This window comes from Micromonospora lupini (assembly GCF_026342015.1).
In the GTDB taxonomy this organism is placed as follows: Bacteria; Actinomycetota; Actinomycetes; order Mycobacteriales; family Micromonosporaceae; genus Micromonospora; species Micromonospora lupini_B.
In genome coordinates this window covers 486,142-510,751 of the sequence record NZ_JAPENL010000001.1, presented here as the reverse complement: position 1 = coordinate 510,751, position 24,610 = coordinate 486,142, and the positions used below count along the sequence as shown (strand labels likewise).

Here is a 24,610-nt window from a genome sequence, read left to right as displayed (position 1 = left end):
AGCGTCGTCGGGCCGCTACTGATGCCCCGGGCGGATACGCCTAAACGAGATCGTCCACTGCCACGGCCTGCTCCACCTGCTCGCGGACCCGCCGGGCGGGCTCCCCCTCGGCGTACAGCCCGCGCAGGTCGGCGAAGGCCGGCTCCGGCGGCGCCAACGACACCGCCGGGTCGACGACCGCTTCCAGGACGCAGGGGCGGTCGGCGGCGAGCGCCTCGTCCCAGGCGGCGCCTACCAGTTCCGGGCGGTCCACCCGGACACCGTGCAGCCCGAGCAGGCGGGCCCAACCGGCGTACGGCACGTCCGGGCGACGGTGGGTGGGATCCGACGACGGCTCCCGGCCACCGCCCATGCCGTTCTGGTCGCGGTTGTTGAGCACGAGCACCACCAACCGTGGGTCGGCCCACCGCTGCCAGTGGTGCGACACCGTGATCAGCTCGGCGAGGCCGTTGAGCTGCATGGCCCCGTCGCCGAGCAGCGCGATCACCGGCCGGTCGGGTGCGGCGAGCTTGGCGGCCACCGCGTACGGCAGGGCGCAGCCCATCGAGCCGAGGGTGCCGCACAGTTGCGCGTTCACCCCGGGCGGCAGGACGAGGTGCCGGGCGTACCAGTAGAGGACCGAGCCGACGTCGACCGCTACCGAGCCGGTCTGCGGGATCCGGGTGGAGAGTTCCTGGAGCACGAGCTGCGGGTTGATCGGCTCGGCGGGCGCGGCGGCCCGGTCGGCGGCAGTCGCACGCCACCTGTCGACAGCGCTCTCCACCGTGTCACGCCACTGCTGATGCGGTCGGGAGGGCACCCGGGCCAGCAGCGCGCGCAGCGTCTCGGCGGCGTCTCCGACAAGTGGCACGTCGGCCGGGTACCGGCTGCCGATGCGGGTGCCGTCGATGTCGATCTGCACGGTGCGCGCCTGGTCGGGCATGGGGAAGTAGTCGGTCCACGGGTCGTTGGTGCCGACCAGCAGCAGCGTGTCACAGCCGCCCATCAGCTCGGCGGCGGCCGGCGTGCCGACCTCGCCGAGCACCCCGGCGTGGAAGGACAGTCGCTCGTCGAGGACCGGCTTGCCCAGCAGCGAGGTGGCCACCCCGGCGCCGAGCCGGTCGGCCAGCTCGATGATCTCGGCGGCCGCCCCTCGGCCTCCGTGACCCACCAGGATCGCGGTGCGCTGGCCGTTGCCGAGCACCTGCGCGGCGGCGTCGAGGTCCGCCTCGTGCGGCAGCACCCGGGCCAACGGCTCGCCGGGGGTCGCCGTGATCACGCCGACCGCGTGCGTCCCCAGGTCGGGCACCAGGGCCTCCTGCAGGTGCCGGGGCAGCACCACGCAGGTCGGGCTGCGGGTCGCCGCCGCGGTGCGGAACGCCTGGTCCAGCAGCGCCGGTACGCTCTGCGGGCTGCGGCCGTACTGGACGAACTGGTTGCACACGTCGCCGAAGAGCCGGCTCAGCCCGATCTGCTGGTGCGCGCCGCCCAGCGGGCCTGTGACGTCCTCGCCGACGATCGCCACGACCGGTTTGCTGTCCAGCTTCGCGTCGTACAGGCCGTTGAGCAGTTGCACAGCGCTGGGCCCCTGGGTGGCCAGGCAGACGCCGATGCCGCCGGTGAACTTGGCGTGCCCGGTGGCCATGAACGAGGCGGTCTCCTCGTGCCGGGCCGGGACGAACGCCGGGTCACCTCCGGAGCGGTCCAGCGCCTCGACCAGCGGGGCGATCGCCGCACCGGGGTAGCCGAAGGCGCGCGGAACCCGCCACGCCCGCAGCCGCTCCACCACCAGGTCCGCGACGCGGCGCTCAGCCATTGCCGCGCCCCGGGGTGCCTTCGTCGACGTAGCGCAGCACCGCGCCGACGCCGTCGGTGAGCTCGGGCGCCTCGTCCGCGCCGAGCACTGTCAACGCCGCGTCGGTGCCGACCAGCGCGCGGACAAGCGCCGCGTCGGCGCGTACCCGAAGTGGGTCGTCGACAGACATCGCGGAGAGCTGCCCGGGGTCGACGGCGATCTCGGTCGGCTCCGGGCCGATCCACAGCTGCCCGTTCGCCGACGGGTCGTCGACGATGAGCATGGTGTCGACCTGGTTGCGTTGCAGGGCCGAGACGACCGCGTCGAGGCCGGCGCCGACGTCCTCCTGCACGCCGAACCGGTCCAGCGCGGCGGTGATCCGCTGGTCGGCGACCTCCGCGATGGTCTGCACGGTGAGGTCGTCCAGCATGGTCTGGTCGGCGCCGCCGGCCCGGGAACCGGCGTCGGTCCGCACCACCAGGTCCTGCCAGCGCTCCGGCATCTGGGCGGCGATCATCCCGGTGGCGCGGACGTCACCGGCCACCACCACCACGTCCGCGCCGACCCGGTCGGCCAGCTGAACTGTCGCGGCGGTCACGTCGCCGGCGTTCTGGTGCCACGCCTCCATGGCGGCGCGCTGATAGCGCGACTGGGACCATCCGCCGGGCTGCACGCGACTCAGCGGGAAGCTGTCCCGGCCGGCGACGTGCGCCCGCCGGGGCACCCCGCCCGCGCTCACCGCCATCGCGTCGCCGCCGGTACGGTCGGCCACCACCCGGACCCAGGCCACCTGCTCGCCGCGCTGGGCGAGCAGCGGCATCACGTGCGGCAACGGGTCGAAACTGGCCAGGTCGCGCGCCGGCGGCGCGGACAGGTACTCGGAGAGCACCACCCGCCCGTGGCTGGCGAAGACGGCCAGGCCGTAGTCCCCGACCATCGGGTCGTGACCCCGGATCACCCGGTCCAGCGCGGCGATGCTCGCCTCGTCCGCCCCCTGGTCGGCCAGGCGACGTTCCAGGGCACGCCAGCGCAGGTCCAGCGCCGGTTTGGCGTCCTCCGTGTCGGCGGAGGCGTCCAGGTACACCGAGCACCACGGCCCGGGTCGGTCGTAGAGCGGGCGCAGGAAGGACAGCTGCATGCTCGACCCCTTTCCAGCTCGGCCCCCCGCTTACCCTGCTCGCCCGGGATGTCACCTCGTGGCCGTGAGCCCGTGACCAGGTTTCATTCACGTCGTTCAACCGGGGACATCGATACGATCAGTGAACACAAGCGGACTCTCGGTGGTGGGGATGGACAGCGGACTCGATACCCGACGGATCGTGCACCCGACGGAGCGGATCGTCACCGGGCGGCTGATCCGCCTGCTCGACGGCTACACGCGGGAGATACGCGTGGGCCAACCGGTGCTTGTCGCGGTGCTCGCCGCGGCGGCGTTCGCCAGGCTGCCGGCCCTGCTGCTCCGCGCGCTCTTCTCGTTCGGCGGCGGTGGCACACGTCGGCGCTGGAAGGAGCTGAAGCAGGGGCCGGAATATCTGGTGACGCCGGTCCGCGTCCGCAACACCGCCGGTCAGCTCTGCGAGGTGGAGATGCACGGGCACCTGCCGCAGAGCGCCCTGCACCCGGCGGATCAGGTGCAGCTCACCCTGCGCCCCCAGCGCGATCCGGAGTTGCCGCCCCGCATCGAGAAGATCGTCAACCTCACCACCGGGCAGTTGCTCACCCCGCGTACCGCGACGCTCTGGTCGCACCTCGGCCCGCCGCTGCTGTTGCAGGCGGTGCTGGGCGCGCTGCTGCTCGCCGGCGTGGTGGCCTGCTCCGCGCTGACCTGAGCCGGCGCGACAGGGGTCACCGGGCCCACCACTGGGTAGGAAAGAACCCTCGGGTCTTCCCCCTCCCGCCGGCCGCGTGCGAGGTTTGGGGGATACCAGCGGTGACAGGGTGGTGACCATGGGCGAAGATGTCGGCGTACGGACGTTCAGTCGGGAGGACCGGGCCCGCTATCGCGAGAAGGTGCGCAACTGCCTGGACGTCTTCGCCGAGATGTTGCGCGAGTCGCGGTTCGACATCGACCGGCCGATGACCGGTGTGGAGATCGAGCTGAACCTCGTCGACGAGGCGTCGAACCCGGCGATGCGCAACGCCGACGTGCTGGCGGCCATCGAGGACCCGAGCTTCCAGACGGAGCTGGGTCAGTTCAACGTCGAGATCAACGTGCCCCCGCGCCGGTTGACGGGCACCGGCACCGCCGAGTTCGAGGAGTACGTGCGGGCCAGCCTCAACGCCGCCGAGGAGAAGGCGCGGACGCTCGGCGCGCACATGGTCATGATCGGCATCCTGCCGACGCTGCGCCCGGAGCACCTGACCGCCGAGACGCTCTCGGCGAACCCCCGCTACAAACTGCTCAACGAGCAGATCTTCGCCGCGCGGGGCGAGGACCTGCCCATCGCCATCAGCGGCGTGGAGCGCCTGGCGGTCACCGCCGACACGATCACGCCGGAGGCGGCCTGCACCAGCACCCAGTTCCACCTGCAGGTCAGCCCGGCGCAGTTCGCCGACTACTGGAACGCCGCGCAGGCGGTCGCCGGCATCCAGGTGGCGTTGGGCGCGAACGCGCCGCTGTTCTTCGGCCGGGAGCTGTGGCGCGAGACCCGCATCCCGCTGTTCCAGCAGGCCACCGACACCCGGTCGGAAGAGATCAAAGCCCAGGGTGTACGCCCCAGAGTCTGGTTCGGCGAACGGTGGATCACCAGCGTGTTCGACCTGTTCGAGGAGAACGTCCGCTACTTCCCGGCGCTGCTGCCGGTGTGCGACCCGCAGGACCCTGCGCAGACCCTCGCCGCGGGCGAGGTGCCCAACCTGGCCGAGCTGCGGCTGCACAACGGCACGATCTACCGCTGGAACCGCCCCGTGTACGACGTGTCGCGCGGCCGGCCGCACCTGCGCGTGGAGAATCGGGTGCTGCCGGCCGGGCCGACAGTGCTGGACACCATCGCCAACGGCGCCTTCTACTTCGGACTGGTCCGCGCCCTGGCTGAGTCGGACCGGCCACTGTGGTCACAGATGTCGTTCAGCGCCGCCGAGGAGAACTTCACCAGTTGCGCCCGGCACGGCATCGACGCGCAGGTCTTCTGGCCCGGCCTCGGTTATCTGCCGGTCACCGAACTGGTGCTGCGTCGGCTGTTGCCGATGGCGCACCACGGCCTGGACCGGTGGGGCCTCGACCCGGGTGAGCGCGACCGGCTGCTCGGCGTCATCGAGCAGCGCTGCCTGACCAGCCGCAACGGCGCGACCTGGCAGGTGGAGACGCTGCACCGATTGGAGTCCGCCGACCACCTGGACCGGCCGGAGGCGCTGCGCGAGGTGGTCCGGCACTACGTGACGCTGATGCACAGCAACCGCCCGGTGCACGAGTGGCCGATCCCCTGACGCGAGGCCGCGGTCAGCCGCGCGGCGTGGGCACACCGAAGAGGTCGGTGATGCCGCCGGGAAGCTGGGCGAGCAGGTCGTGTCGCTCGTCGTCGTCGAGGGCCTCGGCGACGGTACGCAGCACCGCCTGAGCGTGTTGACGCACCTGGTCCGCGTTCGCGACCTGCTCCCGGTCGCCGACGTGCTTCAGGAAGTCGCCGATGTCCCACCGGCGGCCCTGCGGATTGCGGGTCACCGACCCGTTCAGTCGCTCCGGCAACTGGGCCGCGAGGTTGTCGGCCTCCTGTCCGGCCAGCCGTTCGCCGAGCACCGACAGGACGGCCTGCACGGAACGTACGGCCTCGTTCTCTCCGAGGTCGGCGCGCTGCCGGACCGTGGCGATCATCTGCTCGTACTCCATGAACCGCTCCCTTCGTCTCCTCGACCGGCCGTGTGGCCCGCCGGGCGAACGGGGCGGTTTCCCCGGGTCGCCGAGCACAAACAGGGTCGCCGGGAAGCGGTGATCGGTGCTGAACAAGCCGGAGTGGCGGCAGACGGGAGCGGAATCACCCCTGGACGGGCGTCGCGGGCGGTGGATCGTCGCGCAGCCGGCTGTAGAGATACCCGTCGCGCCATGCGCCGGCCCGAAACTCGCAGGCCCGGACAACACCTTCGAGCTGGAAGCCTGCCTTCTCCAGCGCCCGCTGCTCGGCGATGTTCTCCGGGTGGGTGCCGGCCTGGACGCGCTGCGCCGGTGTGTGGTGGAACAGGTAGTCGCAGAGCATGGCCTGGGCTCGCCACCCGATGCCCCTGCCGCGCCACTCCGGGAGCAGCACGATGCCGATCTCCCAGTACGACGCCAGCCCGGCGTAGCGCCCGGAGGTGTAACTGACGATGCCGACCGCGGCCTGAGCCTGTTCGACCTCGACGACGAGCCGCCCGTCGTCGGCGCCGAGCCAGCCGTCGACGGCGAACCGTCGGGCCGGGGCGCCGGCATCACGGAAACCGGCCCAGTCCAACCCGATCAGGCCGGGCTCGGTACAGAATCGCCGAAACATCGCCAGGTCCGGCTGGGCGACCGGTCGCAGCCGAACGTCGACGTCGTCCCCGGGCGCCGGCGCGCCACCGTCCACACTGTCCATCCCGGGAACGCTAACCGTTCGATCGGGGTTTCGTTCCGGACACCTCGGGAGGGAGTCGGCGCCTCCGAGCGCGGCAGGTCAGACCGTGAGGAGCACCTTCGTGCAGTCGTCCTGCTTCTTCTGGAAGATCTTGTAGCCCTTCGGGGCGTCCCGCAGCGGCAGGCGGTGGCTGACGATGAAGCTCGGATCGATCTCGCCGCGTTGGATGCGCTCCAGCAGCGGCCGCGTGTAGCGCTGCACGTGACACTGACCGGTCCGCATGATCAGTGACCGGTTCATGAACGCGCCCATCGGGAACTTGTCGACGACACCCCCGTACGCGCCGACGACCGACACCACCCCGCCGGAGCGGCAGGCCAGGATCGCCTCGCGCAGCGCGAAGGGCCGTTCCGTCTCGGTCCGCGTGGCCTGCTTGGCCCGGTCGTACGCGTACAGGGCCGCGTTGCCGTGGTGACCCTCAAGGCCGACCGCGTCGATGCACGCGTCCGGTCCGCGGCCGGCGGTCATCTCGTTGAGGGTGTCCAACACGTCGGCCTCGTCGTAGTTGATCGTCTCGGCGCCGGCGTGCTCCTCGGCGAGCCGCAGCCGGTACGGGAACCGGTCGATGACGATCACCCGCTCCGCGCCGAGCAGCCGGGCGCTGGCGGCGGCGAGCAGCCCGACCGGTCCGGCGCCCCAGACGGCGATGACCTGCCCCGGCCTGATGTCGCACATCTCGGCGCCCATGTAGCCGGTCGGGAAGACGTCGGCGAGCAGGACCGCCTGGTCGTCAGGGATGTCGTCGGGCACCTTGAGCGGGCCGACGTCGGCGAACGGCACCCGGGCGTACTCGGCCTGGCCGCCCGCGTACCCGCCGAGGAGGTGGGAGTAGCCGAAGATGCCGGCCGGCGAGTGGCCCATGACCTTCTCGGCGATCCCGGCGTTGGGGTTGGAGTTCTCGCACACCGAGTACAGGCCGCGCTGGCAGGAGGAGCAGTGCCCGCAGGCGATCGGGAACGGCACCACCACCCGGTCGCCTGGTTTGAGGTTGCGTACCTGCGGGCCCACCTCCACCACCTCGCCCATGAACTCGTGGCCGAGGATGTCTCCCCTGCGCATCGCGGGGATGTAGCCGTGGTAGAGGTGCAGGTCGGAACCGCAGATCGCGGTGGTGCTGATCTTCACGATCGCGTCGCGGGCGTTCATGATCGTCGGATCGGGCACGTCGATCACCTTGACGCTGTCGGCGCCCATCCAGGCGGTGGCCTTCATCTGCGGGATCCCTCTCGACGGCGTGGGTGGTCAGCGACGGGACGCCGGCAGCGGCTGGGCGGGCCGCTGCATGGCCTGCTGGCGTACGGAGATGCCGTTCGGGCTGCCCTCGGAGCGGACCACCTCGCCGGCCTCCAGCACCTGCTTGAACCGGCGCAGGTCGTCGCGGACCTGCTGCTCGGGCTCCTCGCCGAAGAGCTTTGCCACCGCCCGGCCCAGCGCGCCGGCCGGGGGCGCGTAGCGCAGGTGCACCCGCACCTCGGTGCCCCGGTCGCCGGGGGCGGGCACGAACCGGACCCGCCCGGAGTTGGCCACCCTCGTGCCGGGCAGCGAGCGCCAGGTGATCGACCTGTTCGGCTGATCGTCGATGATCTCGGCGTCCCACTCGACGTGGCGTCCGGCCGGGCCGCGGGCGACCCAGTGGGAGCGGCGCAGGTCGTCGGCGCGTACGGACTCCAGGTGCGCCATGAACGTCGGCAGGTTCTCCATGTCGCGCCAGAACCGGTACGCCTCGGCGGGCGACCGGTTCACTGTCACCGCGATCTCCATCCGGATCACCCGGGCGCGGGCCCGTCGGGCGCGGCCGGCGGCGATGGCGACGGCAGTGTCCAGGGCGGCGATGCCGGCGACCGCGGCGGTCGTCAGCGCCACGCGCCGCCGTCGTTCACCACGACTGTCGGCCATCGCCCGGCTCAGCAGGGTGAGGTCGAGCGCGTCACCGGCCACCCGCGTCCACGCCCAGCCGGCGGGGCGGCGGCCGGTGAGCAGACCGACGGCGTGCACCAGCTCGCGTGCGCCGACGGCGGGAATGACCTCCTGCGCTCCCGGGGAGTCGTCCACCCCGGTCAGCCGCGCGAGGGATCGGGGCGCGGCCAGGGCGCCCACGCCCAGGGCCAGGCTCACCAGGCCCAACGCCCGCGGCAGGGTCGCCGGCACCGGCCCGTCCAGCTCCGGCAGGAGCACATCGTCGACACGGTTCATGCTCGGTCCCCTTCCGGTCGGCGTGACCGCCCACGCAGCGGCGGTCGTTCCGCCCCCGTGACGCTATGCGGTACGCCCACCCCATGCGCCCGCTTCAGGGCAGAAGGTCCGATCCGTGCCGCGATCGGCCGCCCGGCCGCACCCGGCCGAGAGATCGTGGAAGTGTTCGGCCCCCACAGGGGCGGTTTCCTTCCAAGATCTCCAACTGCACCACGGCAGTCCACAGCGCCCAGCGGATGACGGTGAGCAGCCCGAGGGTCGCCAGCGCCAGGACGAGCACGCCGATCAAGGCCGCCACCACGCAGGGCACCCCGTCGCGCCATGGCCGCCATTGTGTGTGGTGCTCGTGCCACGCCGACACTCGAATTCCGCCGAGCCCCAATGTCTGGGTGGCCTGAACGAGGCCCGCCCGGAAGCGTTAACAGCGGCCCGCAGCGGGTAGCCGGCATCCGCTTCTACCAGCGCGCGCCCGGGAGGGTGGGATGACGGCCACCAGCGCCTTCTTCGATCGGCTGGCTGCTGCCTGCCAGGATCCGCGTTTCAGCAAGGTGTGTGGAAGCGTGCGCTTCGACATCGGTGACGGAAACGACCTGGAGCAGTGGCTCCTGATCATCGACCACGGCCACATGGAGGTGCAGAGGAGCGCCGAGCCCGCGGACACGGTCATCCGTGTGTCCGTGCCGGTCGCGGACGCGATGGCGCGCGGGGAGGTCAACGGGCTGGCGGCGATCACCCGCGGCGAGATTCTGGTCGACGGTGACCTCGGTCTGGCGTTGCGGCTCGGACGGCTGTTTCCCCGCACGGAAGGCGGCGGGGAGCGGACCGAATCGCCGACGTCGAGCAGTACGTCGTGAGGGACATCCCGGGCACCGTGTCGTGTATCGACGGGAACACGTTCATCGTGTCGGACGCCAGTGGGGACGTGGAGTCCTCCTCGGCCGCGCCGGTTGGGCTGTTCGCCGCCGACACCCGCTTCCTGTCCCGCTGGGTGCTCACCGTCAACGGTGAACGCATGGCCGCCCTGTCGGTGGACGACAGCCAGTACTACGAGGTCACGTTCTTCGTGGCACCGGGCGGGGCCGTCGACTACGTCGAGGCGGACGTGTCAGGCATCCGGCGGCGCCGCATCGGTCCGGACCTGACCGAGTCGCTGACGATCTTCAACTACGGCCAGGGGGTCGTCGACCTGGACGTACGCCTGGAGGTGGCAGCAGACTTCGCCGACATCTTCGAGATCAAGTTCGACATCCACGACAAGGCGGGCACCTACTACACCCAGGTCGACGGGAACGAGCTGCGGTTGGGCTACCGGCGCGGCACGTACCGGCGGGAGGTGGTCGTGTCGGCGAGCGAGCGGGCCACCGTCGACCCGGGCGGCCTGCGGTTCGCGGTGCGCCTGCAACCCGGGCAGCAGTGGACCACCCAGTTGCAGGCCGGCATGCGGGCGCTGCGCCCGGACGGCGTGGACCTGCGGGACGCCCTGCGGGCGCAGCGGCCGAACGACTCCACCCTGCCGGACAGCGTGCGGGAGTGGGTCGCGCAGGCCCCGACACTGGACACCGAGAGCCCGGCGTTGCAGCAGGTGTACCACCGCAGCCTGGTGGACCTGGCGGCGCTGCGCTTCGCGCCGCTCTCGCTCGGCGGCGCGACAGTACCCGCGGCCGGGTTGCCCTGGTTCATGACCCTGTTCGGCCGCGACAGCCTGTTGACCTGCCTGCAAACCCTGCCCGTCACGCCGTCGTTGGCCCCGCCGACGCTGCGGATCCTCGGGTCGTTGCAGGGCGCCCGGACCGACGACGTCCTGGAGGAGGATCCCGGCCGGATCCTGCACGAGCTGCGCTACGGGGAGTCGGCCGCGTTCGAGGAGCAGCCGCACTCCCCCTACTACGGCACCGTCGACGCGTCACCGCTGTTCGTGGTGCTGCTCGACGAGTACGAACGGTGGAGCGGCGACACCGCGTTGGTGATGGAGTTGGAGCAGGAGGCTCGGGCGGCCCTGACCTGGATCGACACGTACGCCGACCTGACGTCGACCGGCTACGTCTGGTACCAGAAACGCAACCGTGCCACCGGCCTGGACAACCAGTGCTGGAAGGACTCCTGGGACAGCATCTCCTACGCCGACGGCCGGCTGCCCGGATTCCCCAGGGCCACCTGCGAGACCCAGGGGTACGCCTACGACGCCAAGATCCGCGGAGCGCGGCTGGCGCGTACCTTCTGGGGCGACCCCGACTACGCCGACCGGCTGGAACGCGAGGCGGCAGCGCTGTTCGAGCGCTTCAACAGCGATTTCTGGCTCGACGACCGGGGCTACTACGCCCTCGCGCTCGACCACGACGGGACCCCTGTCGACAGCCTCTCCTCAAACATCGGGCACCTGCTCTGGAGCGGCATCGTGCCACCCGAGCGGGCCGCGCGGGTCGCCGAGCACCTGATGGGTCCGGCGCTCTTCTCGGGTTGGGGGGTCCGGACCTTCGCCGAGGGGCAGGGCCGCTACAACCCGCTCGGCTACCACAACGGCACCGTCTGGCCGTTCGACAACTCGTTCATCGCGTGGGGTCTGCGCCGGTACGGGTTCACCACCGAGGCGGGTCGCATCGCCGAGGGGATACTCTCCGCCGCGACCTACTTCCAGGGTCGGCTGCCCGAGGCGTTCGGTGGGTTCGACCGCGGCACCACCCGGTACCCGGTGCGGTACCCGACCGCCGGCAGCCCGCAGGCGTGGTCCAGCGGGGCGCCCATGCTGCTGCTGCGCACGATGCTCGGAATCGACCCGCACGACGACCACCTCGCCGTGAATCCCGCGTTGCCGTCCGCCTTCGCCCGGGTCGCTCTGCTGGACATTCCCGGCCGTTGGGGCCGCGTCGACGCGTTCGCCCGCCATCGGCCCGACCGGCCGGCGTCAACCGGCGGAATCGCCTGACGGTCCTATGGGGCCGCTGTGCAGGACGTCGCGGGCCTGTTCGGCGGCGCGGGTGATGCTCTCGCTCATGAAGTCCAGGAACCGGGCGATGTTCTCCAGGCGGGCGCCGGCGGGGGTGTGCGGGCCGAGGACGGCGACGCCCTGGCGAGCCGTCGCGACGACCTGGTCGTTGGCGCGGGCGCTGGCGATCGTCGCCTGGTAGAAGAGCTCGTTGTCGACGACGTAGCGGTCGCGGCGGCGCTCGTCGCGCTCTCGGCGTACGAGGCTCTGGCTCTCGAGGAAGGCTATCGCCTTGGAGATGGACGCCGGGCTGACCTGGAGGCGTCGGGCGAGCTCCGACGCGGTGAGGCTGCCCGTGTCGGTGGTGAACAGGCAGGTCAGCACCCGGGCCGACATCTTGTTCAGGCCCGAGGCCATGAGGACTGTCGTGAACGTCTCCGCGTACTCGGCGACGGCCTCGACGTCACGGCCGTGCGGCTGCGGGGCAGACTCGGCCGCTCGGGCGGTGGCGGGCGCGCGTCGGCGGGCGCGGCGCTCCGTGGCGCGGTGGGCAAGGTCGGCGCGGTAGGCGTTCGGGCCGCCGTTGCGCAGCACCTCGCGGGTGACAGTCGAGGTCGGACGGTCGAGCCGCCGGGCGATCTCGGCGTACGGCAGGCTGTCGGCCAGCCCCAGCGCGATCTGCTGGCGTTCCTGCTGGGTGAGTCTGCCTCCCGGCATCGCGATCTCCCTCCCTGGTGATTCGTAGTGGCCCGCGTGCGCTCCCACCATAGCGTTCACCGTCATTCGATTGCAATGGCGGGACGGCAATGCGTTGCGTTACCCCCCATCCTGTTGCAACAGTTTCCCCCTGTCTAGCTGCACAAACGGCGCACTGACGCAACGAGTCCGTTGCCTCAAAGTGGAAAGCAACGTAGCGTTTCACTCATCGGAAACGCCGAAACGAGCACCGGAGACCACCATGCAGAGCTTCCCGACCCCCGCCCCCATCTCCGCAGTCCTGGACATTCCCGCCGGGCGCGTCCAGTTCATCGCCGCCGACCGCGCGGACACCACAGTCGAGGTCCGGCCCACCGACCCCGGCCGCAGCCGCGACACCCGGGCCGCCGAGAAGACCACCATCGCGTACGCCGACGGGATCCTGCGGGTCACGGCCGCGGCCCCCACCAACCAGCTCGTCGGCCCCTCCGGCTCGGTGGAGGTCACCGTGCGACTGCCCGCCGACTCCCGCGTCGAGGTTCGGGCCGCAAGCGCCGAGCTGCGCGGTGTCGGACGCCTCGGCGACGTCACGGTCGACGGCGCGTACCGCCACATCAAGATCGACGAGGCCGCGAGCGTGCGTCTCACCGCGATCGACGGCGACGTCGAGGTCGGTCGGCTCAACGGTCCGGCCGAGATCAGCACGACGCGGGGCGACATCCACGTCGCCGAGGCCCGGCGCGGCACGGTCGTGCTCCGTACCCAGTCCGGCGACATCTCGGTCGCCGCCGCCGGCGGCGTCTCGGCCGCCCTGGACGCCGGCACCGGCCACGGCCGCGTCCGCAACGCCCTCACCAACACCGGCAGCGCCGACCTCGACATCCACGCCACCACCGCGCGCGGCGACATCACCGCCCGCAGCCTCTGAAACCCCAACCCTTCAGGAGTACGACAATGACGACGAACAATTCCTCCTCCACCAGTTCGACGTGGACCGGCATGGTGCCGGTCGACGACACGGCCCTGGCCGTCACCGACTCCGGCGGCCCCGGTATCCCGGTGGTCTACCTCAACGGCCAGTTCGCCACCCAGGGGTACTGGCGGCACGTCATCGCCGAACTGGGCACCGGGTGGCGGCACATCACCTACGACGAACGAGGCCGGGGCAGAAAATCGGGCCGCTCGGCGGACTATTCGTTCGAGGCGGCCGTCCGGGACGTCGACGCCGTCCTCGCCGCCCGGGGTGTCGAACGGGCGGTGCTCGTGGGCTGGTCCTACGGGGCTGTCGTCGGCGCGCACTGGGCCCACCGGAACCCGGACCGCACCGTCGGCGCGGTGCTTGTCGACGGCGCCTTCCCGTACGACTGGCTGGACGAGGCCATGGAGCAGCGCATCCGCAAGCTGTTCCGACGGATGCGCTGGTTCCTGCCGCTGCTGCGCCCGACGGGCCTGGCCCCGCGCCTGAACGCCGACGAGCAGGCGGAGAGCAACATCGAGCTGGGACGGCTCTCCGGCGAACGCGAGCTGGGCCCGGTGCTGGACGCCATCACCGTCCCGGTGCGGTACGTGGTCGCGTCGGGGACGTCCTTCGGCAGCAAGGGTGACGAGCAGGAACGCATCCGCACCAGCCTCGACGCGGTGACCGCCCGCAACCCGAACATCCGGATCGGCGCGAAGGTCACCAGCAACCACGGCGCGATCCTCAAGAAGGACTTCGCGGCCGTCGCCACCGCCGTACGCGAGGTCGCCGCCCTCGACAGTGCGGAGCGCTGACCGCCACGACGCCCGCCGCCCGCCCGGTCCCGGTCCCGGCTGCCCTGTCGCCTCGCGCGGCCGGGCGGCCGGGACGGGGCCGGGCCAGGTGCACGCCTGCGCACAAGGGCGACCGGGGGGCGGCCAGGCGACCCGGGGGGCGGAAGATGACCCGGGCGGCCAGGAACGACCAGGAGCGGCCTGGGCGGCCAGGAGCGGCCCGGACGGCCGGGGGCGGCCCGGGCGGCCGGGGGCGGCCCGGACGGCCAGGAGCGGCCCGGGCGGCCAGGAGCGGCCCGGGCGGCCAGGAGCGGCCCGGGCGGCCAGGAGCGGCCCGGGCGGCCAGGAGCGGCCCGGAGCGGCCTGGATGGCCGGGGGCGATCCGGGCGGCCGGGGCGGGGCCTCGGTGGGTGGGCGAGGTGTTGGTCGCGTCCTTTGGAGCTGATTCGTTTGCGACATCAAGGGCCGCACGGGGGCGCGGCGCGGGTCGCGACCACAGGCGGCGGCCGGCACGCGCGTTGATTCGTTCACGACATCAGGTCCATAGGAGCCGCGCGCCCCCTCAGCCGCTGCCAGACCAGCCTCAGCACGAGCGCCACCGCACCACCACCGCACCACCACCACCGCACCACCACCACCACATCACCACCACCGCCGCTTGGCACGGCCACAGTCGCCACCGCCGAACTACACTGCCGCGTCGCCCGACGCACCACGGCCGGTAATCCCGCGCCAGGACCGGTGAAGCGGCCAGTGAATGCCGACGGCGCGTCACCATTGTGGAGGGACGACTGGTAGGAAGGAGGCTTCCGCCTCACCTTCGGGAGATCATCGTGGCACCTTCCCACCTGTCCCGCCGTTCCCTGCTGGCCGCCGGTGGCGCGAGCGCCGTCGCGATCGGCGCGGCGGCGGCGAGCCCGTCCGCCGCCGCCGCGCCGCCGGCCGACGACCCGGTCGGTACGCCGGCCGAGGCGCTGCGCCGGCTGCTCGCCGGCAACCACCGGTTCACGACCGGTCACGGCCGGCACCCGCACCAGGGATTGAACGACCTGCATCGCCTCGCCGCCGGCCAGCACCCGTTCGCCGTCACGGTGGGCTGCGCGGACTCCCGGGTGGCGCCCGAGGTCCTCTTCGACCAGGGGCTCGGTGACCTGTTCGACAACCGGGTCGCCGGCAACATCGTCGACGACCTGCTGCTGGGCAGTGTCGAGTTCGCGGTGGAGGAGTTCGGCAGCCTGCTGATCGTCGTCCTCGGGCACGAGCGCTGCGGCGCGATCACCGCCACCATCGACGCCATCCACACCGGCGGCACGGCTCCCGGGCACATCGGCACCATCGTCGACAGCCTGCGTCCCGTGGTCGAGCCGGTGCTGGACCAGCCCGGCGACCCGGTGGAGAACGCCGTCCGGGCCAACATCGCGGCGCAGGTGCGGGCGCTCCCCGCGCGCAGCCCGATCATCGCCGAGAAGGTACGCCAGGGCACCCTGCGCGTCGTGGGCGCCCGGTACGACCTGGACAACGGGCGGGTCTCGCTGGTCGCCTGACCGAGTCCCCTCCCCGGTCGTCCGTGCTACGGACGGCCGGGGGCAACCGGGTCGGCGACAGCCCGGTGGCAGCTGCCGCGACCGACGGTCACTCCACCACCCACACGACGTCCGGAGGCTTAACGCGGGCGCACAGCGGCCCGCCGGTCGCGTCCGTCAGCCCCAGCCTGCCGACCAGGAGCCCGCCGCCATCGTGCGCGGACCGCAGCAGCGCCGTCGGGATGTCGGTGAACATCAGCTTTGCCCGCCGGAACATCGCGAACCCCTCCTCGGTCACCGCGCCCCAGCTCAGATAGAGAAAGCGTGCGCCGGGGCGGCCGTGCACGAACGGACCGCCGACGTCCAGCACCCCGTCGATCTCCCGGCTGGACACCTCGACCGTCCAGGTCGCCGCGACCGCGTCGGCCGGTACACGGTCGATCACCTCGGTCCTGCGCTGGACCCCGACGTGCACGTTGCCGAGCCGCAGCGCGTCGGCGTCCGCGCCACCGCGCCGACCCGGGAGGTCGCTGCCCTCGATCCGAACGCGCACGCCACCTCCAGTCTCCCCACGTCGACCGCCGGTTGCACCGACGGAAGGCACACCCCATCCCCGGGTGGCCGCTAGACGATCGTAAGAAGGCGGTCAACCGGATGCACGACAGCAGCCAGCGCCGCGCCCGGCACGAGAGCCGGATCGACCGGTCGGATCGTTTCCGCCTCGAACGTGGCGAACCCGGGTCCGCTGATCCGCAGGTGCAGTGCCAGCGCGGGCTCCTCACCGCCCGACTGGTTCGTCACCGCGAGAATCTCCGCCGTCGCCGCGACACCACCGCTGGACAGCCGACGGGCGTCGCGGCGTGAACGGCTGACCAGCCGTAACCCGAGGACGCCGAAGCCGACACCGATGATCGTCGCGAGGATGCCGCCGGCGAGGAGGCCCCAGAACTCCGCGGACGACCGCGGTGGGGCCAGCGTCACGGCGACCGCGAGCAGGAGCGGGCCAGGCACGCAGATGGCCAGGAACACCAGTCGGAAGAGCAACGCGCCGATCGGACCGACACGCGCCTCCGCCTCCCGGGGTGCACTGATCACCCTCGAACTGTAGTCCGGCGCCCACAGCACGATCTTCGGGTGATCCGGGCGCGACACCAGGGACATGCCCCGGCCCGCGGTCCGCTTCAGGGCCGCACGCGGGTACGGCGGTAGTAGGACCAGCCGGCCACGGGCAACGCGACCGCCCAGGCCAGCAGGAGGGGCAAGCCGATCAGGACACCGGTCGGGGTGAAGATGTCGTCCGCGCTGGACTGTGCCAGGTCGGCGGCGAACTGCCAGGGCAGGGTCACCGAGTAGCCGATCATCAGGGCCGATCCCAGCACCGTGGGCGTCAGCGGCACCCAGGGCGGCACCCGGCGACCGCGCAGCAACGGCACCCAGCGGGGGAAGGTCAGTCCCCAGTCGCTGATCAGGCCGAGCGCCAGGACTCCGCCCAGCCCGGCGAGGACGCACAGCAGACCCAGGTAGAACGCGCCGGCCGGCAGACCCAGGAAACCGTCGACCGGGTGATCCCCGACGCCGGGGCCGCGACCGTGGTACCACTCGTCGAACGGGTCGGCGTGGGCGAACAGCGGGATGCCGAGGATCCACGGCACGTGCAGCGGGATGAATCCCACCACGGGCGCTATCCACGCCACGTGACCGGCGCGGCGGGCCCATCGTGGCGGCGGTGGCGTACGGGACGGCGGTGCGGCGTCGGCGGTCCGGGTCTGCGTCACTGTCGGTACTCCGTATCGGTGGGGAGCGTCGGGTTCCTTCCCGAATGACGCTGCCCGAACGGCACGACCAGCGGATCCCCGCTCCGAGGGAGCCCGCGTCCCCGCACCCGGGGAACGGGCTGACCGAGCGGACGCGGCCGACGCCGACGGTTGCCGGCCGGTGGCACCATCACCGCATGAACGTTCGTCGCCTGGCGGCCATCGACATGTACGGCAGCCGGGGCACCACCCGTCGACGGCGGATCATCCTGGCCGAGTTCCTCGTCGGCGTGGTCGCCATGGTGGCGTGGGGCAGCTGGCTGTTGGCGTCATCGAGCGACCTCGGCGGCCGGGCGTTCGGCCTGTGGCTCGTCGGGGCGGGCCTCAACTACGCTCCGCTGTCCGCGTACGCCATCATGCTGACGCGGCCCGGCGGCCTCGACGCCGAGCTGGCCGGCGTCGACACGGACCGGGAGCTGCGCCGCTACACCGTGCTTCAGTTGTGGGTGTTCGTGCCGCTCTCGCTCGTCGTCTTCGCCGTCCGCGACGCGCTCGCCCGACGCGGGGGGCGGACGACAGCTCCCTGACGGACGGTCCGGGTCGGCGTCAGGGACGCGGGCGGGTGCTTCGGCCGCCGACGGCTGCCCGGTGCGCGCGTTCCCGCTCCCGGTGCCGTTCGTGCCAGGGCCTGGCGGCCCTCGCGGCGAGGCACAGGCCGGCCCCGACGCAGCCGGCCGCGACGAGCAGCAGGAAGAACACGGCCACCACCTCGTCGAACGAGGGCAGGGCCCCGGCAATGCCGAGGGAACGCTCCAGTTGCCGGGTGTGGCGGAAGTCGAGGTAGTCGGCCGCGATACCTCCGCCCACGACGACGAGCACCGGGAAGGCGATCAACTGCAGCAGCAGGCCGTACCGGGATCGATCGATCCAGGCGGCGGGCGAGGCCGGCCGCGCCTCGTACGCCGCACCGAGCCGGAACGCGGCCGGCACGAGCACGATCGCGGCGGCGAGCCCGCCCGCCCCGAGCTGGGCGCTCAGGATGCCCGCGACAGTCGGATCGGACCGGCCCTGGGTCAGCCAGGTGAGGAGGACGAACAGACCCGTCCACCCGACGACGAACGTCAGCGCCCGCCGCACGGCTGCCGCCCGGGCTGCCAGGCTGACCCGTTGCGCCTCGGCGGCCTGCCACTCGTCTATCTGCCGCTGCAGGTTGCGGCGTTCCTCGGCGGCGGCCTGCTCGCGCTCCGCCTCCCACCGCGCTGACTCGTCGGCTTTCCGCCGGGCGACCTCCGCCTCCCGCCGGGCCCGCTCGTCAGCCAACCGCGCCGCCTCCGCCTCCCGCCGGGCCCGTCGGGCGGCCTCGGCCTTTCGCCGGGCGCGCTCGGCGGGACCGACGAACGGCGGCAGCAGGTGCGGCCGGGTCCGTTCCCGTAGCGGGTGCCGCGGTGGCAGGTCGGCGGGGGCCCGCCACCCGGGGTCGGTGCCGAGCACCACCCGCATCCCACCGACCAGCCGGTCGGGCAGGAGCGTCGCGACACCCGAGGCGTTGCGCCGGGCGTCGAGGCCGTCGACGACAAGCACCAGCCGCTCGCCCTGCCGTTCGCATGCCTGGGCCGCATCGGTGTACCGGGACAGCAGGTGCGCCTCCTGGGTGGCCCTGGTGAGGTGACCCGGCATGGACCCGTCGGTCAGCTCGACCAACTGCTCCAGCACCACGTTGACGAAGGCGTCGCGGGTGTCCCGCTCGGTGCGGCCGGCGACGGCGAAGTACGACACGACGCGTACGCCCGGGGGCGGGTGAAGCACGAACCAGGACAGCAGCGCGGTCATCCCGGCTTTCGGGGCGGCCTCCCACCGCTGGTACGCGCGCTGCCCGTCACCGGCGCAGAAGGCCGCGAGCCGCGCCAGCTCGCCATCCCGCTCGAGCAGGTCGGCCGGGGCGATCCGGTGCACCTCGGCCAGGTACGCCGACCGTACGATCGGGGCGAAGGTGTTGTACTGGAGGCTGTTGTCGCCGAACTGCACGCCCCGGGCCTGGCGGGCGTCGATGCCGCGCGACCGGTCGTCCTCCGGCTGCCCGCTGTCGCCCATCCGGCCGGCTGCCTCAGTTGAAGGTGTTGTGCTGGATGCTGGAGCTGCCGAACTGAACGCCCTGCGCCCCGCGCACGTCGACCGGCCCGATCTCGGTGCGGACACCTGGCGCCTCGGCCCGCGCCAGCAGGTCCCGCGCGAGGCTGAGGAGCTGCTCGTCCCGGTCGATGCCGGCGCGGATGAGATCGGCGGTGAGGCGTACCTGCCAGACGCCCGATTCGGTGCTCTCGGTCTCCAACGACCGTAGCGCCTCCTGGCCGGCACCGGTCAGCCGGCGGCGGACCAGGCCCCGGAAACTGTCGGCGGCGTCGCGGACCACAGCGCTTGTCGCGTCGGTGACGCCGTTCGACACGCCGAGCGTCAGGGCGGCGACGAGCAGTTCCACACCATCCACGGAAACCTCCGTCAGCGACGCCAGCACAGTGCCCCTATTGGACCATCCGGGCACCGCGTACGGGTACCCACGCCGGCCTCCCGCGCCGGCATGTCGGGTTCGACGGTGACCGTCCACGCAGGTGGCGGGCGAGCGGGCCCGCTGGTGTCCGGGTGGCGACAGGTCCGGTCAGGTCACCGTGCGGGCGATGGCGCGAGGCGGTCGTCGGTGGTGCCGGCGAACGGACGCGCGCCTGGACGCCACCGCAACAGGCCCTAGGGTGCAGGCATGGTCGACCGTCATCAGGTGCTGAGCTTCCGAGTCCGGGCCCAGCAGCTCGACCGGGATGAGGGCACGCTCGCCGACACCGTCGTCCTGGACATCGGCGTGCAGAACACCGGCCCCGACGGCGCCCGGTGGGCGCTGGCCATCCGCGGGGTCGACGTGACCGCCTTGTCCGATGAGCAGGTGGTCCTGCTGTGGACGGTGCGCGGCGCCCCGCACCTCTACCGACGGGCCGACGTGGGGCGCGTGGTGGCCGCTGTCGAACCCTTCTCCGACGCCGACGCGGGCAAGCGCATCTACGACGCCGCGAAGCCGTTGAAGGCGGCCGGTATCGCCAACCTCACCGCCCTCGACGAGGTGGCCATCCGCATGCGGGCCATCGTCACCAGGCCAACCGTCAAGGGAGACGTCTCCGGCCGCCTGGCCACGGTGCTGCCCGAGCCGTACCAGCGGTTCTGCCGGCCGTGCGACGCCACCCACATCTACGAGATGCCGTTCCGGCTCGCCGCCGCGCGGGCTGGGCTCGAGCTGGAGCTGGACACGTCACCACCGGTCCTGCGGCGCATCGTCGGGTTCCGGAGGGCGGCCACGCCTGGTGACCGCTTCGACCTGATCCGCGCCTATCTTCGCCTGCTCGGCCCGGCCACCCCGAAACAGGTCGCCGACTATCTCGACGCCCCGTCGAAGGACGTGAAGGCGCGCTGGCCCGAGGACGTGATCGAGGTGACCGTCGACGGGGAGGCGCGCTCGCTGCTGGCCGCCGACGCGGAGGCGCTGGAGTCGGCCGACACCACTGGCACCCGCCTCCTCGGCCCGTTCGACCTGTTCCTGCAGGCCAAGGACCGGGCGACGCTGGTGCCGGACAGCGCCCGCGCCAAGGAGTTGTGGCCGGTGCTGGGTCGCCCCGGCGCCGTCCTGGTCGACGGTGACCTCGTCGGCACCTGGCGTCCCCGCAAGTCCGGCCGGAAGCTCACGGTCGCGGTCCAGCCCTGGCAGCGGCTGTCGGCCGGCACGCGGGACGCCATCACCGCACAGGCCGAACACCTCGCCGCGCACCGCGACGTGACGCTCGCCAGCGTCAACTTCGGCGGCTAGAGGATGCCAGCACGACGTACGCCCGATCCGTCGGTGCGCACGAGTACGACATGAAAGAATAGGGGGCGTCCTCGGCCGCGGCGAGCACCGGCGCCCGGCGTGTGGAAGGGGCGGGGATGCAGCCAACCTGGCTCGTGGCGCTCGCCTGGGCCTCGCTCGCGGTCGGCGTCGTCAGCTTCGCGATCGTCCTCGGCGACACCTACCTCTACGGGCACCGTCAGCCGGTCAAGGTCATGGAGATCGTCTGGCTGGTGACCGGCCTCTACGTCGGTCCGGCGGCCGTCCGCCTCTACTGGAACTGGGGCAGACCCGAGGCACTGTCGCCACCACGGCGGGATGACCAGCCGCGACGGCCTCGCCGGGGCATCATCGTGACCCAGGTGTCCCGTTGTGGCGCGCACTGCGCGCTCGGCTTCGTCGTCGCCGAGGTCGCCCTGTCCGTCGCCAGATCCGACAGGGCCCAGCACGCGCTCTGGATCGACTACGCCGGTGACTATCTGGCGGCGGTGACGATCGCTGTTCTCTTCCGGTTCTTCGACGGGCCCGGCCGCAGCGTCGGACAGATCTGGCACGCGCTGACGACAGTCGTGAAGGTTGAACTGGTGACCATCACCGCGTTCGAGGTGGCGCTGTTCGCGTGGCTGACGTTGGCGCACCACATGGTCTTTCCGGATCCACCCCTGCGACCTGACAGCCCCACGTTCTGGTTCGCCGGTCAGATCGGGCTGATCGCTGGCTTCATCGCGGCCTGGCCCGCCGCCTCCTGGCAGGTCGGCCGACAACGCTGACGGTCGCGGCGGGACCCGGACGGGTCTCGCCGCGACCGATCACCCGCCTCGCGGCACGGTCACGCCGCGAAGGCTGCCTGCCCGACCGGGAACCGCACGCCGGTGAGGTCTTCCGAGACGGCCCAGAGGCGTTGTTGCACGGTCAGGTCGTAGGACTCGGGGCTGGAGGTGACCAGCTTCGGGTAGCCGCGCGTCTCGCCCAGACCGTCGGGGCCGTAGTACTGCCCGCCGAGGACGGACGGGTCGGTGGCGGCCCGCAGGGTGGGCAGCGCGCCTGCAATCGCGGGCTGCGTGATCACCGGGGCGAGCCAGGTGATCGGTGCGCGGACGACAGCCGGAGAGTTGCGGACCAGTTCGGTGTTGGAGACGCCCGGATGTGCGGCCACGGCGACCGTGGTGCCGTGCGGGGCGAGCCGGCGCTGCAACTCGTAGGTGAACATCAGGTTGGCGAGCTTCGACTGGCCGTAGGCGCCAACCCGGCTGTACGACCGCTCCCACTGCAGGTCGTCGAGATGGATGGCGGCGCGGATGCGGTGCCCGACGCTGCTGACCGTGACCACCCGGGAGCCGGGCACGGGCAACAGCAGGTCGAGCAGCAGGCCGGTGAGCGCGAAGTGGCCCAGGTGGTTGGTGCCGAACTGCATCTCGAAGCCGTCGCGGGTGGTCTGCTTCGGGTTGTACATCACGCCGGCGTTGTTGATCAGGAGGTCGATCCGCGGGTGGGCGGCGCGCAGGTCGGCCGCGGCGGCGCGCACGGAATCCAGCGAGGTCAGATCCAGTTCCTGTACGGAGACGTCGCCGTTGATCCGGGCGGCGGCCTGCTTGCCCTTCTCGATGTTGCGCACGGCCAGCACGACCGACGCCCCGCGCTCGGCGAGTCGCCGGGCGGTCTCGAAGCCCAGCCCGGTGTTGGCGCCGGTGACCACTGCCACCCGGCCGTGCTGGCGCGGGATCTGCTGCTCGGTCCAGTTCATCTCAGGCTCCCAATGTACCGCCGGTAAGTTATGCCTGAACGGTAAAGTACCGCCGGTACGCTGTCAAGGGACTGGTGGTACCTAAGTTAGGGTTGGCGTTATGACCTTCCAGCGGGCGCGCAGCGAGGAGCAGCGTGCGGTCCGGCGCCAGGCGATCCTGGAAACGACCTCGGCGATGCTCGACGAGATGCCGGTGGCCGAGGTGACCCTCAACGAGCTGAGCCGGCGGGTGGGCCTGGCCAAGACGGCGGTGCTGCGCTACTTCGAGTCGCGCGAAGCGGTGCTGCTCGACCTGTTGGACGACCGGACGACGACCTGGCTGGGCGAGCTGGAGCAGGAGCTGGGCGAGGGCGTCGACCCGAGCGGCTCCGCGCGGGAACGGGCCGAGCAGACGGCGGACGTGCTCAGTCGATCGCTCGCCGCCCAGACGGTGCTGTGTGATCTCTTCGGTGCGCAGGGCGGGGTGCTTGAGCACAACGTCTCGGTCGAGGTGGTCCGCCGGCACAAGCGGGCCGCACTGGCCAACCTCGCGGTGATGGCCGACCTCATCCGGCGGCACCTGCCCGAGGTCGGCGAGCGCGCCGAACTGTTCTGCCTGCAAGCCCTGCTCGTGGCGGGCGCGCTGTCGGCGTACACCGCACCGCCGCCGAGCCTGCTCGCCGTCTACGAGTCCGAGCCGGCGCTCGCGGTCCACCACATCGACCTGCGGACAGCCCTGCGGCTCGCGATCATCACGTCGCTCGTGGGCTTCCTGCCGCGCTCGTGACTCCGACGCGCTCCGGACGTCCCGTGCCGGGGAGTGCGCGAAATTCGATGGTCAGGAGCCCGTCCGCGGTCTACCGTGGCCCGCCATGCTCTCCACCGAACAGATAATCGAACAGGCCCTCGACCGGATCGAGGCAGGGTACGTCTTTCCAGCAAAGGTCGCGGACATCGACGCCGCGATCCGGCGCCGACTGGCGGCAGGTGACTACGACGACCTGGACGGGCCGGCGCTCTGTGAGACGGTGACCGCCCACCTGCAGCAGGTCTGCCCGGACAGGCATCTGCGGCTGCTGTGGACGGACCAGCCGCAGTCGCTCGATCCGGCGGACGAGGACGGGGGGCAGGCCGCGTTCCGCGCGCTGCTCCGGGCGGAGAACCAGGGGATCCGCCGGGTCGAGCAGAGGGACGGGAACGTCGGGCTCATCGACGTGCGGCGCATCGCGTACGCCGACGAAGGGGCCACCGCGATCGGCGCCGCCATGCAACTGGTCGCCCTCAGCTCCGCGCTCATCCTCGACCTGCGCGCGTGCACGGGCGGGACACCTGAGGGCGCCGCGATGTGGTGCAGCTACTTCTTCCGCGACGACCAGGTGCACCTCAACGACTTCTACGAGCGGTCCACCGGCGCCACACGTCAGTTCTGGACGACCGCGCACCTGCCCGCGCCGCGCTACGTGGACCGCCCGGTGCAGGTGCTCACCAGCGCCATGACGTTCTCCGGGGGCGAGGACGTGGCGTACACCCTTCAGGCGCACGGCCGGGCCGTCGTCGTCGGCGAGACGACACGTGGTGGTGCGCATCCGACGGCCCGTCACCCGGTCACCGAACACATCCTCGTGACCGTGCCGACCGCCCGGACCATCAACAGCGTCACCGGCACCAACTGGGAGGGCGTCGGAGTGGTCCCCGACGTACCCGTCCCGGCCGACCAGGCACTCGACGCGGCACTCAAGGCCATCTCGGGCGCATAGGCCGCGCGGCGGGACCTCTCCGGGTCCCGCCGCGGTTCCCCCGTCTCCCGGCCGGTCGGGTGCCGAC

The 24,610-nt window shown here is 72.0% G+C and carries 25 protein-coding genes; 12 read left to right on the top strand and 13 right to left on the bottom strand.

The window, feature by feature from the left end; translation table 11 throughout:
* Window positions 1–40 precede the first annotated feature (40 nt).
* Entirely contained in the window at window positions 41–1,795 is a 1,755-nt protein-coding gene (locus tag OOJ91_RS02300; protein ID WP_266241852.1) for a thiamine pyrophosphate-binding protein, read from the bottom strand.
* On the bottom strand, window positions 1,788–2,912 hold the full coding sequence (locus OOJ91_RS02295; RefSeq protein WP_266241850.1) for a baeRF2 domain-containing protein: 1,125 nt from the start codon (window positions 2,910–2,912) through the stop codon (window positions 1,788–1,790). The genes OOJ91_RS02300 and OOJ91_RS02295 overlap by 8 nt, the downstream gene beginning before the upstream one ends.
* A 142-nt stretch (window positions 2,913–3,054) precedes the next feature.
* Here OOJ91_RS02295 and OOJ91_RS02290 point away from each other — a divergent pair, with 142 nt between their 5' ends.
* Window positions 3,055–3,603: a hypothetical protein gene (locus OOJ91_RS02290; protein ID WP_266245232.1), complete on the top strand. Its 549-nt coding sequence runs from the start codon at window positions 3,055–3,057 to the stop codon at window positions 3,601–3,603.
* 118 nt (window positions 3,604–3,721) lie between these two features.
* A complete protein-coding gene (locus OOJ91_RS02285; protein WP_266241848.1) occupies window positions 3,722–5,200 on the top strand; it encodes a glutamate--cysteine ligase in 1,479 nt (492 codons plus the stop codon).
* Between the two features lie 13 nt (window positions 5,201–5,213).
* On the opposite strand, the gene OOJ91_RS02280 is transcribed toward OOJ91_RS02285, so the two are convergent.
* From OOJ91_RS02280 to OOJ91_RS02265, 4 genes are all read right to left on the bottom strand, one after another.
* Entirely contained in the window at window positions 5,214–5,600 is a 387-nt protein-coding gene (locus tag OOJ91_RS02280; RefSeq protein WP_266241846.1) for a DUF2267 domain-containing protein, read from the bottom strand.
* A gap of 145 nt (window positions 5,601–5,745) precedes the next feature.
* A complete protein-coding gene (locus OOJ91_RS02275) occupies window positions 5,746–6,321 on the bottom strand; it encodes a GNAT family N-acetyltransferase (protein ID WP_266241844.1) in 576 nt (191 codons plus the stop codon).
* Between the two features lie 78 nt (window positions 6,322–6,399).
* Window positions 6,400–7,572 (bottom strand): zinc-dependent alcohol dehydrogenase, encoded by a 1,173-nt coding sequence (locus tag OOJ91_RS02270; protein WP_266241843.1) that lies wholly within the window; start codon window positions 7,570–7,572, stop codon window positions 6,400–6,402.
* Window positions 7,573–7,602: 30 nt separating this feature from the next.
* On the bottom strand, window positions 7,603–8,553 hold the full coding sequence (locus OOJ91_RS02265; protein ID WP_266241841.1) for an SRPBCC family protein: 951 nt from the start codon (window positions 8,551–8,553) through the stop codon (window positions 7,603–7,605).
* A 482-nt stretch (window positions 8,554–9,035) separates the two neighbouring features.
* On the opposite strand from OOJ91_RS02265, the gene OOJ91_RS02260 reads away from it, so the two are divergent.
* A complete protein-coding gene (locus OOJ91_RS02260) occupies window positions 9,036–9,407 on the top strand; it encodes an SCP2 sterol-binding domain-containing protein (RefSeq protein WP_266241839.1) in 372 nt (123 codons plus the stop codon).
* Window positions 9,408–9,412: 5 nt separating this feature from the next.
* Window positions 9,413–11,476 carry an amylo-alpha-1,6-glucosidase gene (locus OOJ91_RS02255; protein ID WP_266245230.1) on the top strand — a complete coding sequence of 688 codons (2,064 nt, stop codon included), beginning with the start codon at window positions 9,413–9,415 and terminating at the stop codon, window positions 11,474–11,476.
* Here OOJ91_RS02255 and OOJ91_RS02250 read toward each other — a convergent pair.
* Window positions 11,456–12,193 carry a helix-turn-helix domain-containing protein gene (locus OOJ91_RS02250; protein ID WP_266241837.1) on the bottom strand — a complete coding sequence of 246 codons (738 nt, stop codon included), beginning with the start codon at window positions 12,191–12,193 and terminating at the stop codon, window positions 11,456–11,458. The two genes, OOJ91_RS02255 and OOJ91_RS02250, sit on opposite strands and share 21 nt — an antisense overlap.
* A 241-nt stretch (window positions 12,194–12,434) precedes the next feature.
* Between OOJ91_RS02250 and OOJ91_RS02245 the strand changes: the two genes are divergently transcribed.
* The 3 genes from OOJ91_RS02245 (at window position 12,435) to OOJ91_RS02235 (ending at window position 15,468) form a co-directional block, all read left to right on the top strand.
* Window positions 12,435–13,100: a DUF4097 family beta strand repeat-containing protein gene (locus OOJ91_RS02245; protein WP_266241835.1), complete on the top strand. Its 666-nt coding sequence runs from the start codon at window positions 12,435–12,437 to the stop codon at window positions 13,098–13,100.
* A 26-nt stretch (window positions 13,101–13,126) separates the two neighbouring features.
* Complete coding sequence (locus tag OOJ91_RS02240) at window positions 13,127–13,945, top strand: alpha/beta fold hydrolase (RefSeq protein ID WP_266241833.1); 819 nt, start codon at window positions 13,127–13,129, stop codon at window positions 13,943–13,945.
* A gap of 812 nt (window positions 13,946–14,757) precedes the next feature.
* On the top strand, window positions 14,758–15,468 hold the full coding sequence (locus OOJ91_RS02235) for a carbonic anhydrase (RefSeq protein WP_266241831.1): 711 nt from the start codon (window positions 14,758–14,760) through the stop codon (window positions 15,466–15,468).
* 88 nt (window positions 15,469–15,556) lie between these two features.
* On the opposite strand, the gene OOJ91_RS02230 is transcribed toward OOJ91_RS02235, so the two are convergent.
* The 3 genes from OOJ91_RS02230 to OOJ91_RS02220 all read right to left on the bottom strand — a co-directional run bounded on the left by OOJ91_RS02230 (window position 15,557) and on the right by OOJ91_RS02220 (window position 17,222).
* Complete coding sequence (locus OOJ91_RS02230; protein ID WP_266241829.1) at window positions 15,557–16,000, bottom strand: DUF5990 family protein; 444 nt, start codon at window positions 15,998–16,000, stop codon at window positions 15,557–15,559.
* 71 nt (window positions 16,001–16,071) lie between these two features.
* Entirely contained in the window at window positions 16,072–16,608 is a 537-nt protein-coding gene (locus tag OOJ91_RS02225) for a hypothetical protein (protein WP_266241827.1), read from the bottom strand.
* A 20-nt stretch (window positions 16,609–16,628) separates the two neighbouring features.
* A complete protein-coding gene (locus OOJ91_RS02220; RefSeq protein WP_266241825.1) occupies window positions 16,629–17,222 on the bottom strand; it encodes a hypothetical protein in 594 nt (197 codons plus the stop codon).
* 176 nt (window positions 17,223–17,398) lie between these two features.
* On the opposite strand from OOJ91_RS02220, the gene OOJ91_RS02215 reads away from it, so the two are divergent.
* Window positions 17,399–17,788, top strand: a complete 390-nt coding sequence (locus tag OOJ91_RS02215) for a hypothetical protein (RefSeq protein WP_266241823.1) — start codon at window positions 17,399–17,401, stop codon at window positions 17,786–17,788.
* 19 nt (window positions 17,789–17,807) lie between these two features.
* On the opposite strand, the gene OOJ91_RS02210 is transcribed toward OOJ91_RS02215, so the two are convergent.
* Together OOJ91_RS02210 and OOJ91_RS02205 are read right to left on the bottom strand one after the other, a co-directional pair.
* Entirely contained in the window at window positions 17,808–19,292 is a 1,485-nt protein-coding gene (locus OOJ91_RS02210) for a hypothetical protein (RefSeq protein WP_266241821.1), read from the bottom strand.
* Between the two features lie 13 nt (window positions 19,293–19,305).
* Window positions 19,306–19,686 carry a hypothetical protein gene (locus tag OOJ91_RS02205; RefSeq protein WP_266241819.1) on the bottom strand — a complete coding sequence of 127 codons (381 nt, stop codon included), beginning with the start codon at window positions 19,684–19,686 and terminating at the stop codon, window positions 19,306–19,308.
* A 267-nt stretch (window positions 19,687–19,953) separates the two neighbouring features.
* Here OOJ91_RS02205 and OOJ91_RS02200 point away from each other — a divergent pair, with 267 nt between their 5' ends.
* Entirely contained in the window at window positions 19,954–21,045 is a 1,092-nt protein-coding gene (locus OOJ91_RS02200; protein ID WP_266241817.1) for a winged helix DNA-binding domain-containing protein, read from the top strand.
* 116 nt (window positions 21,046–21,161) lie between these two features.
* Complete coding sequence (locus tag OOJ91_RS02195; RefSeq protein WP_266241815.1) at window positions 21,162–21,833, top strand: DUF4396 domain-containing protein; 672 nt, start codon at window positions 21,162–21,164, stop codon at window positions 21,831–21,833.
* Window positions 21,834–21,892: 59 nt separating this feature from the next.
* Here OOJ91_RS02195 and OOJ91_RS02190 read toward each other — a convergent pair whose 3' ends face one another.
* The gene (locus tag OOJ91_RS02190; RefSeq protein ID WP_266241813.1) at window positions 21,893–22,807 is read right to left on the bottom strand and encodes an SDR family NAD(P)-dependent oxidoreductase; all 915 of its coding nucleotides are present in this window, start codon (window positions 22,805–22,807) and stop codon (window positions 21,893–21,895) included.
* 100 nt (window positions 22,808–22,907) lie between these two features.
* Between OOJ91_RS02190 and OOJ91_RS02185 the strand changes: the two genes are divergently transcribed.
* Window positions 22,908–23,573, top strand: a complete 666-nt coding sequence (locus OOJ91_RS02185; RefSeq protein ID WP_266241811.1) for a TetR/AcrR family transcriptional regulator — start codon at window positions 22,908–22,910, stop codon at window positions 23,571–23,573.
* 85 nt (window positions 23,574–23,658) lie between these two features.
* On the top strand, window positions 23,659–24,543 hold the full coding sequence (locus tag OOJ91_RS02180) for a S41 family peptidase (RefSeq protein ID WP_266241809.1): 885 nt from the start codon (window positions 23,659–23,661) through the stop codon (window positions 24,541–24,543).
* The last annotated feature ends 67 nt before the right edge of the window (window positions 24,544–24,610 follow it).

Bases quoted from the DNA above. Each gene is read 5' to 3' on its own strand.
- OOJ91_RS02200 (WP_266241817.1), top strand. From the start codon at position 19,954: ATGGTCGACCGTCATCAGGTGCTGAGCTTCCGAGTCCGGGCCCAGCAG.
- OOJ91_RS02300 (WP_266241852.1), bottom strand. From the start codon at position 1,795: ATGGCTGAGCGCCGCGTCGCGGACCTGGTGGTGGAGCGGCTGCGGGCG.
- OOJ91_RS02185 (WP_266241811.1), top strand. From the start codon at position 22,908: ATGACCTTCCAGCGGGCGCGCAGCGAGGAGCAGCGTGCGGTCCGGCGC.
- OOJ91_RS02285 (WP_266241848.1), top strand. From the start codon at position 3,722: ATGGGCGAAGATGTCGGCGTACGGACGTTCAGTCGGGAGGACCGGGCC.
- OOJ91_RS02260 (WP_266241839.1), top strand. From the start codon at position 9,036: ATGACGGCCACCAGCGCCTTCTTCGATCGGCTGGCTGCTGCCTGCCAG.
- OOJ91_RS02275 (WP_266241844.1), bottom strand. From the start codon at position 6,321: ATGGACAGTGTGGACGGTGGCGCGCCGGCGCCCGGGGACGACGTCGAC.
- OOJ91_RS02195 (WP_266241815.1), top strand. From the start codon at position 21,162: ATGCAGCCAACCTGGCTCGTGGCGCTCGCCTGGGCCTCGCTCGCGGTC.
- OOJ91_RS02190 (WP_266241813.1), bottom strand. From the start codon at position 22,807: ATGAACTGGACCGAGCAGCAGATCCCGCGCCAGCACGGCCGGGTGGCA.
- OOJ91_RS02280 (WP_266241846.1), bottom strand. From the start codon at position 5,600: ATGGAGTACGAGCAGATGATCGCCACGGTCCGGCAGCGCGCCGACCTC.
- OOJ91_RS02180 (WP_266241809.1), top strand. From the start codon at position 23,659: ATGCTCTCCACCGAACAGATAATCGAACAGGCCCTCGACCGGATCGAG.
- OOJ91_RS02250 (WP_266241837.1), bottom strand. From the start codon at position 12,193: ATGCCGGGAGGCAGACTCACCCAGCAGGAACGCCAGCAGATCGCGCTG.
- OOJ91_RS02245 (WP_266241835.1), top strand. From the start codon at position 12,435: ATGCAGAGCTTCCCGACCCCCGCCCCCATCTCCGCAGTCCTGGACATT.
- OOJ91_RS02215 (WP_266241823.1), top strand. From the start codon at position 17,399: ATGAACGTTCGTCGCCTGGCGGCCATCGACATGTACGGCAGCCGGGGC.
- OOJ91_RS02225 (WP_266241827.1), bottom strand. From the start codon at position 16,608: ATGTCCCTGGTGTCGCGCCCGGATCACCCGAAGATCGTGCTGTGGGCG.
- OOJ91_RS02265 (WP_266241841.1), bottom strand. From the start codon at position 8,553: ATGAACCGTGTCGACGATGTGCTCCTGCCGGAGCTGGACGGGCCGGTG.
- OOJ91_RS02210 (WP_266241821.1), bottom strand. From the start codon at position 19,292: ATGGGCGACAGCGGGCAGCCGGAGGACGACCGGTCGCGCGGCATCGAC.
- OOJ91_RS02270 (WP_266241843.1), bottom strand. From the start codon at position 7,572: ATGAAGGCCACCGCCTGGATGGGCGCCGACAGCGTCAAGGTGATCGAC.
- OOJ91_RS02295 (WP_266241850.1), bottom strand. From the start codon at position 2,912: ATGCAGCTGTCCTTCCTGCGCCCGCTCTACGACCGACCCGGGCCGTGG.
- OOJ91_RS02240 (WP_266241833.1), top strand. From the start codon at position 13,127: ATGACGACGAACAATTCCTCCTCCACCAGTTCGACGTGGACCGGCATG.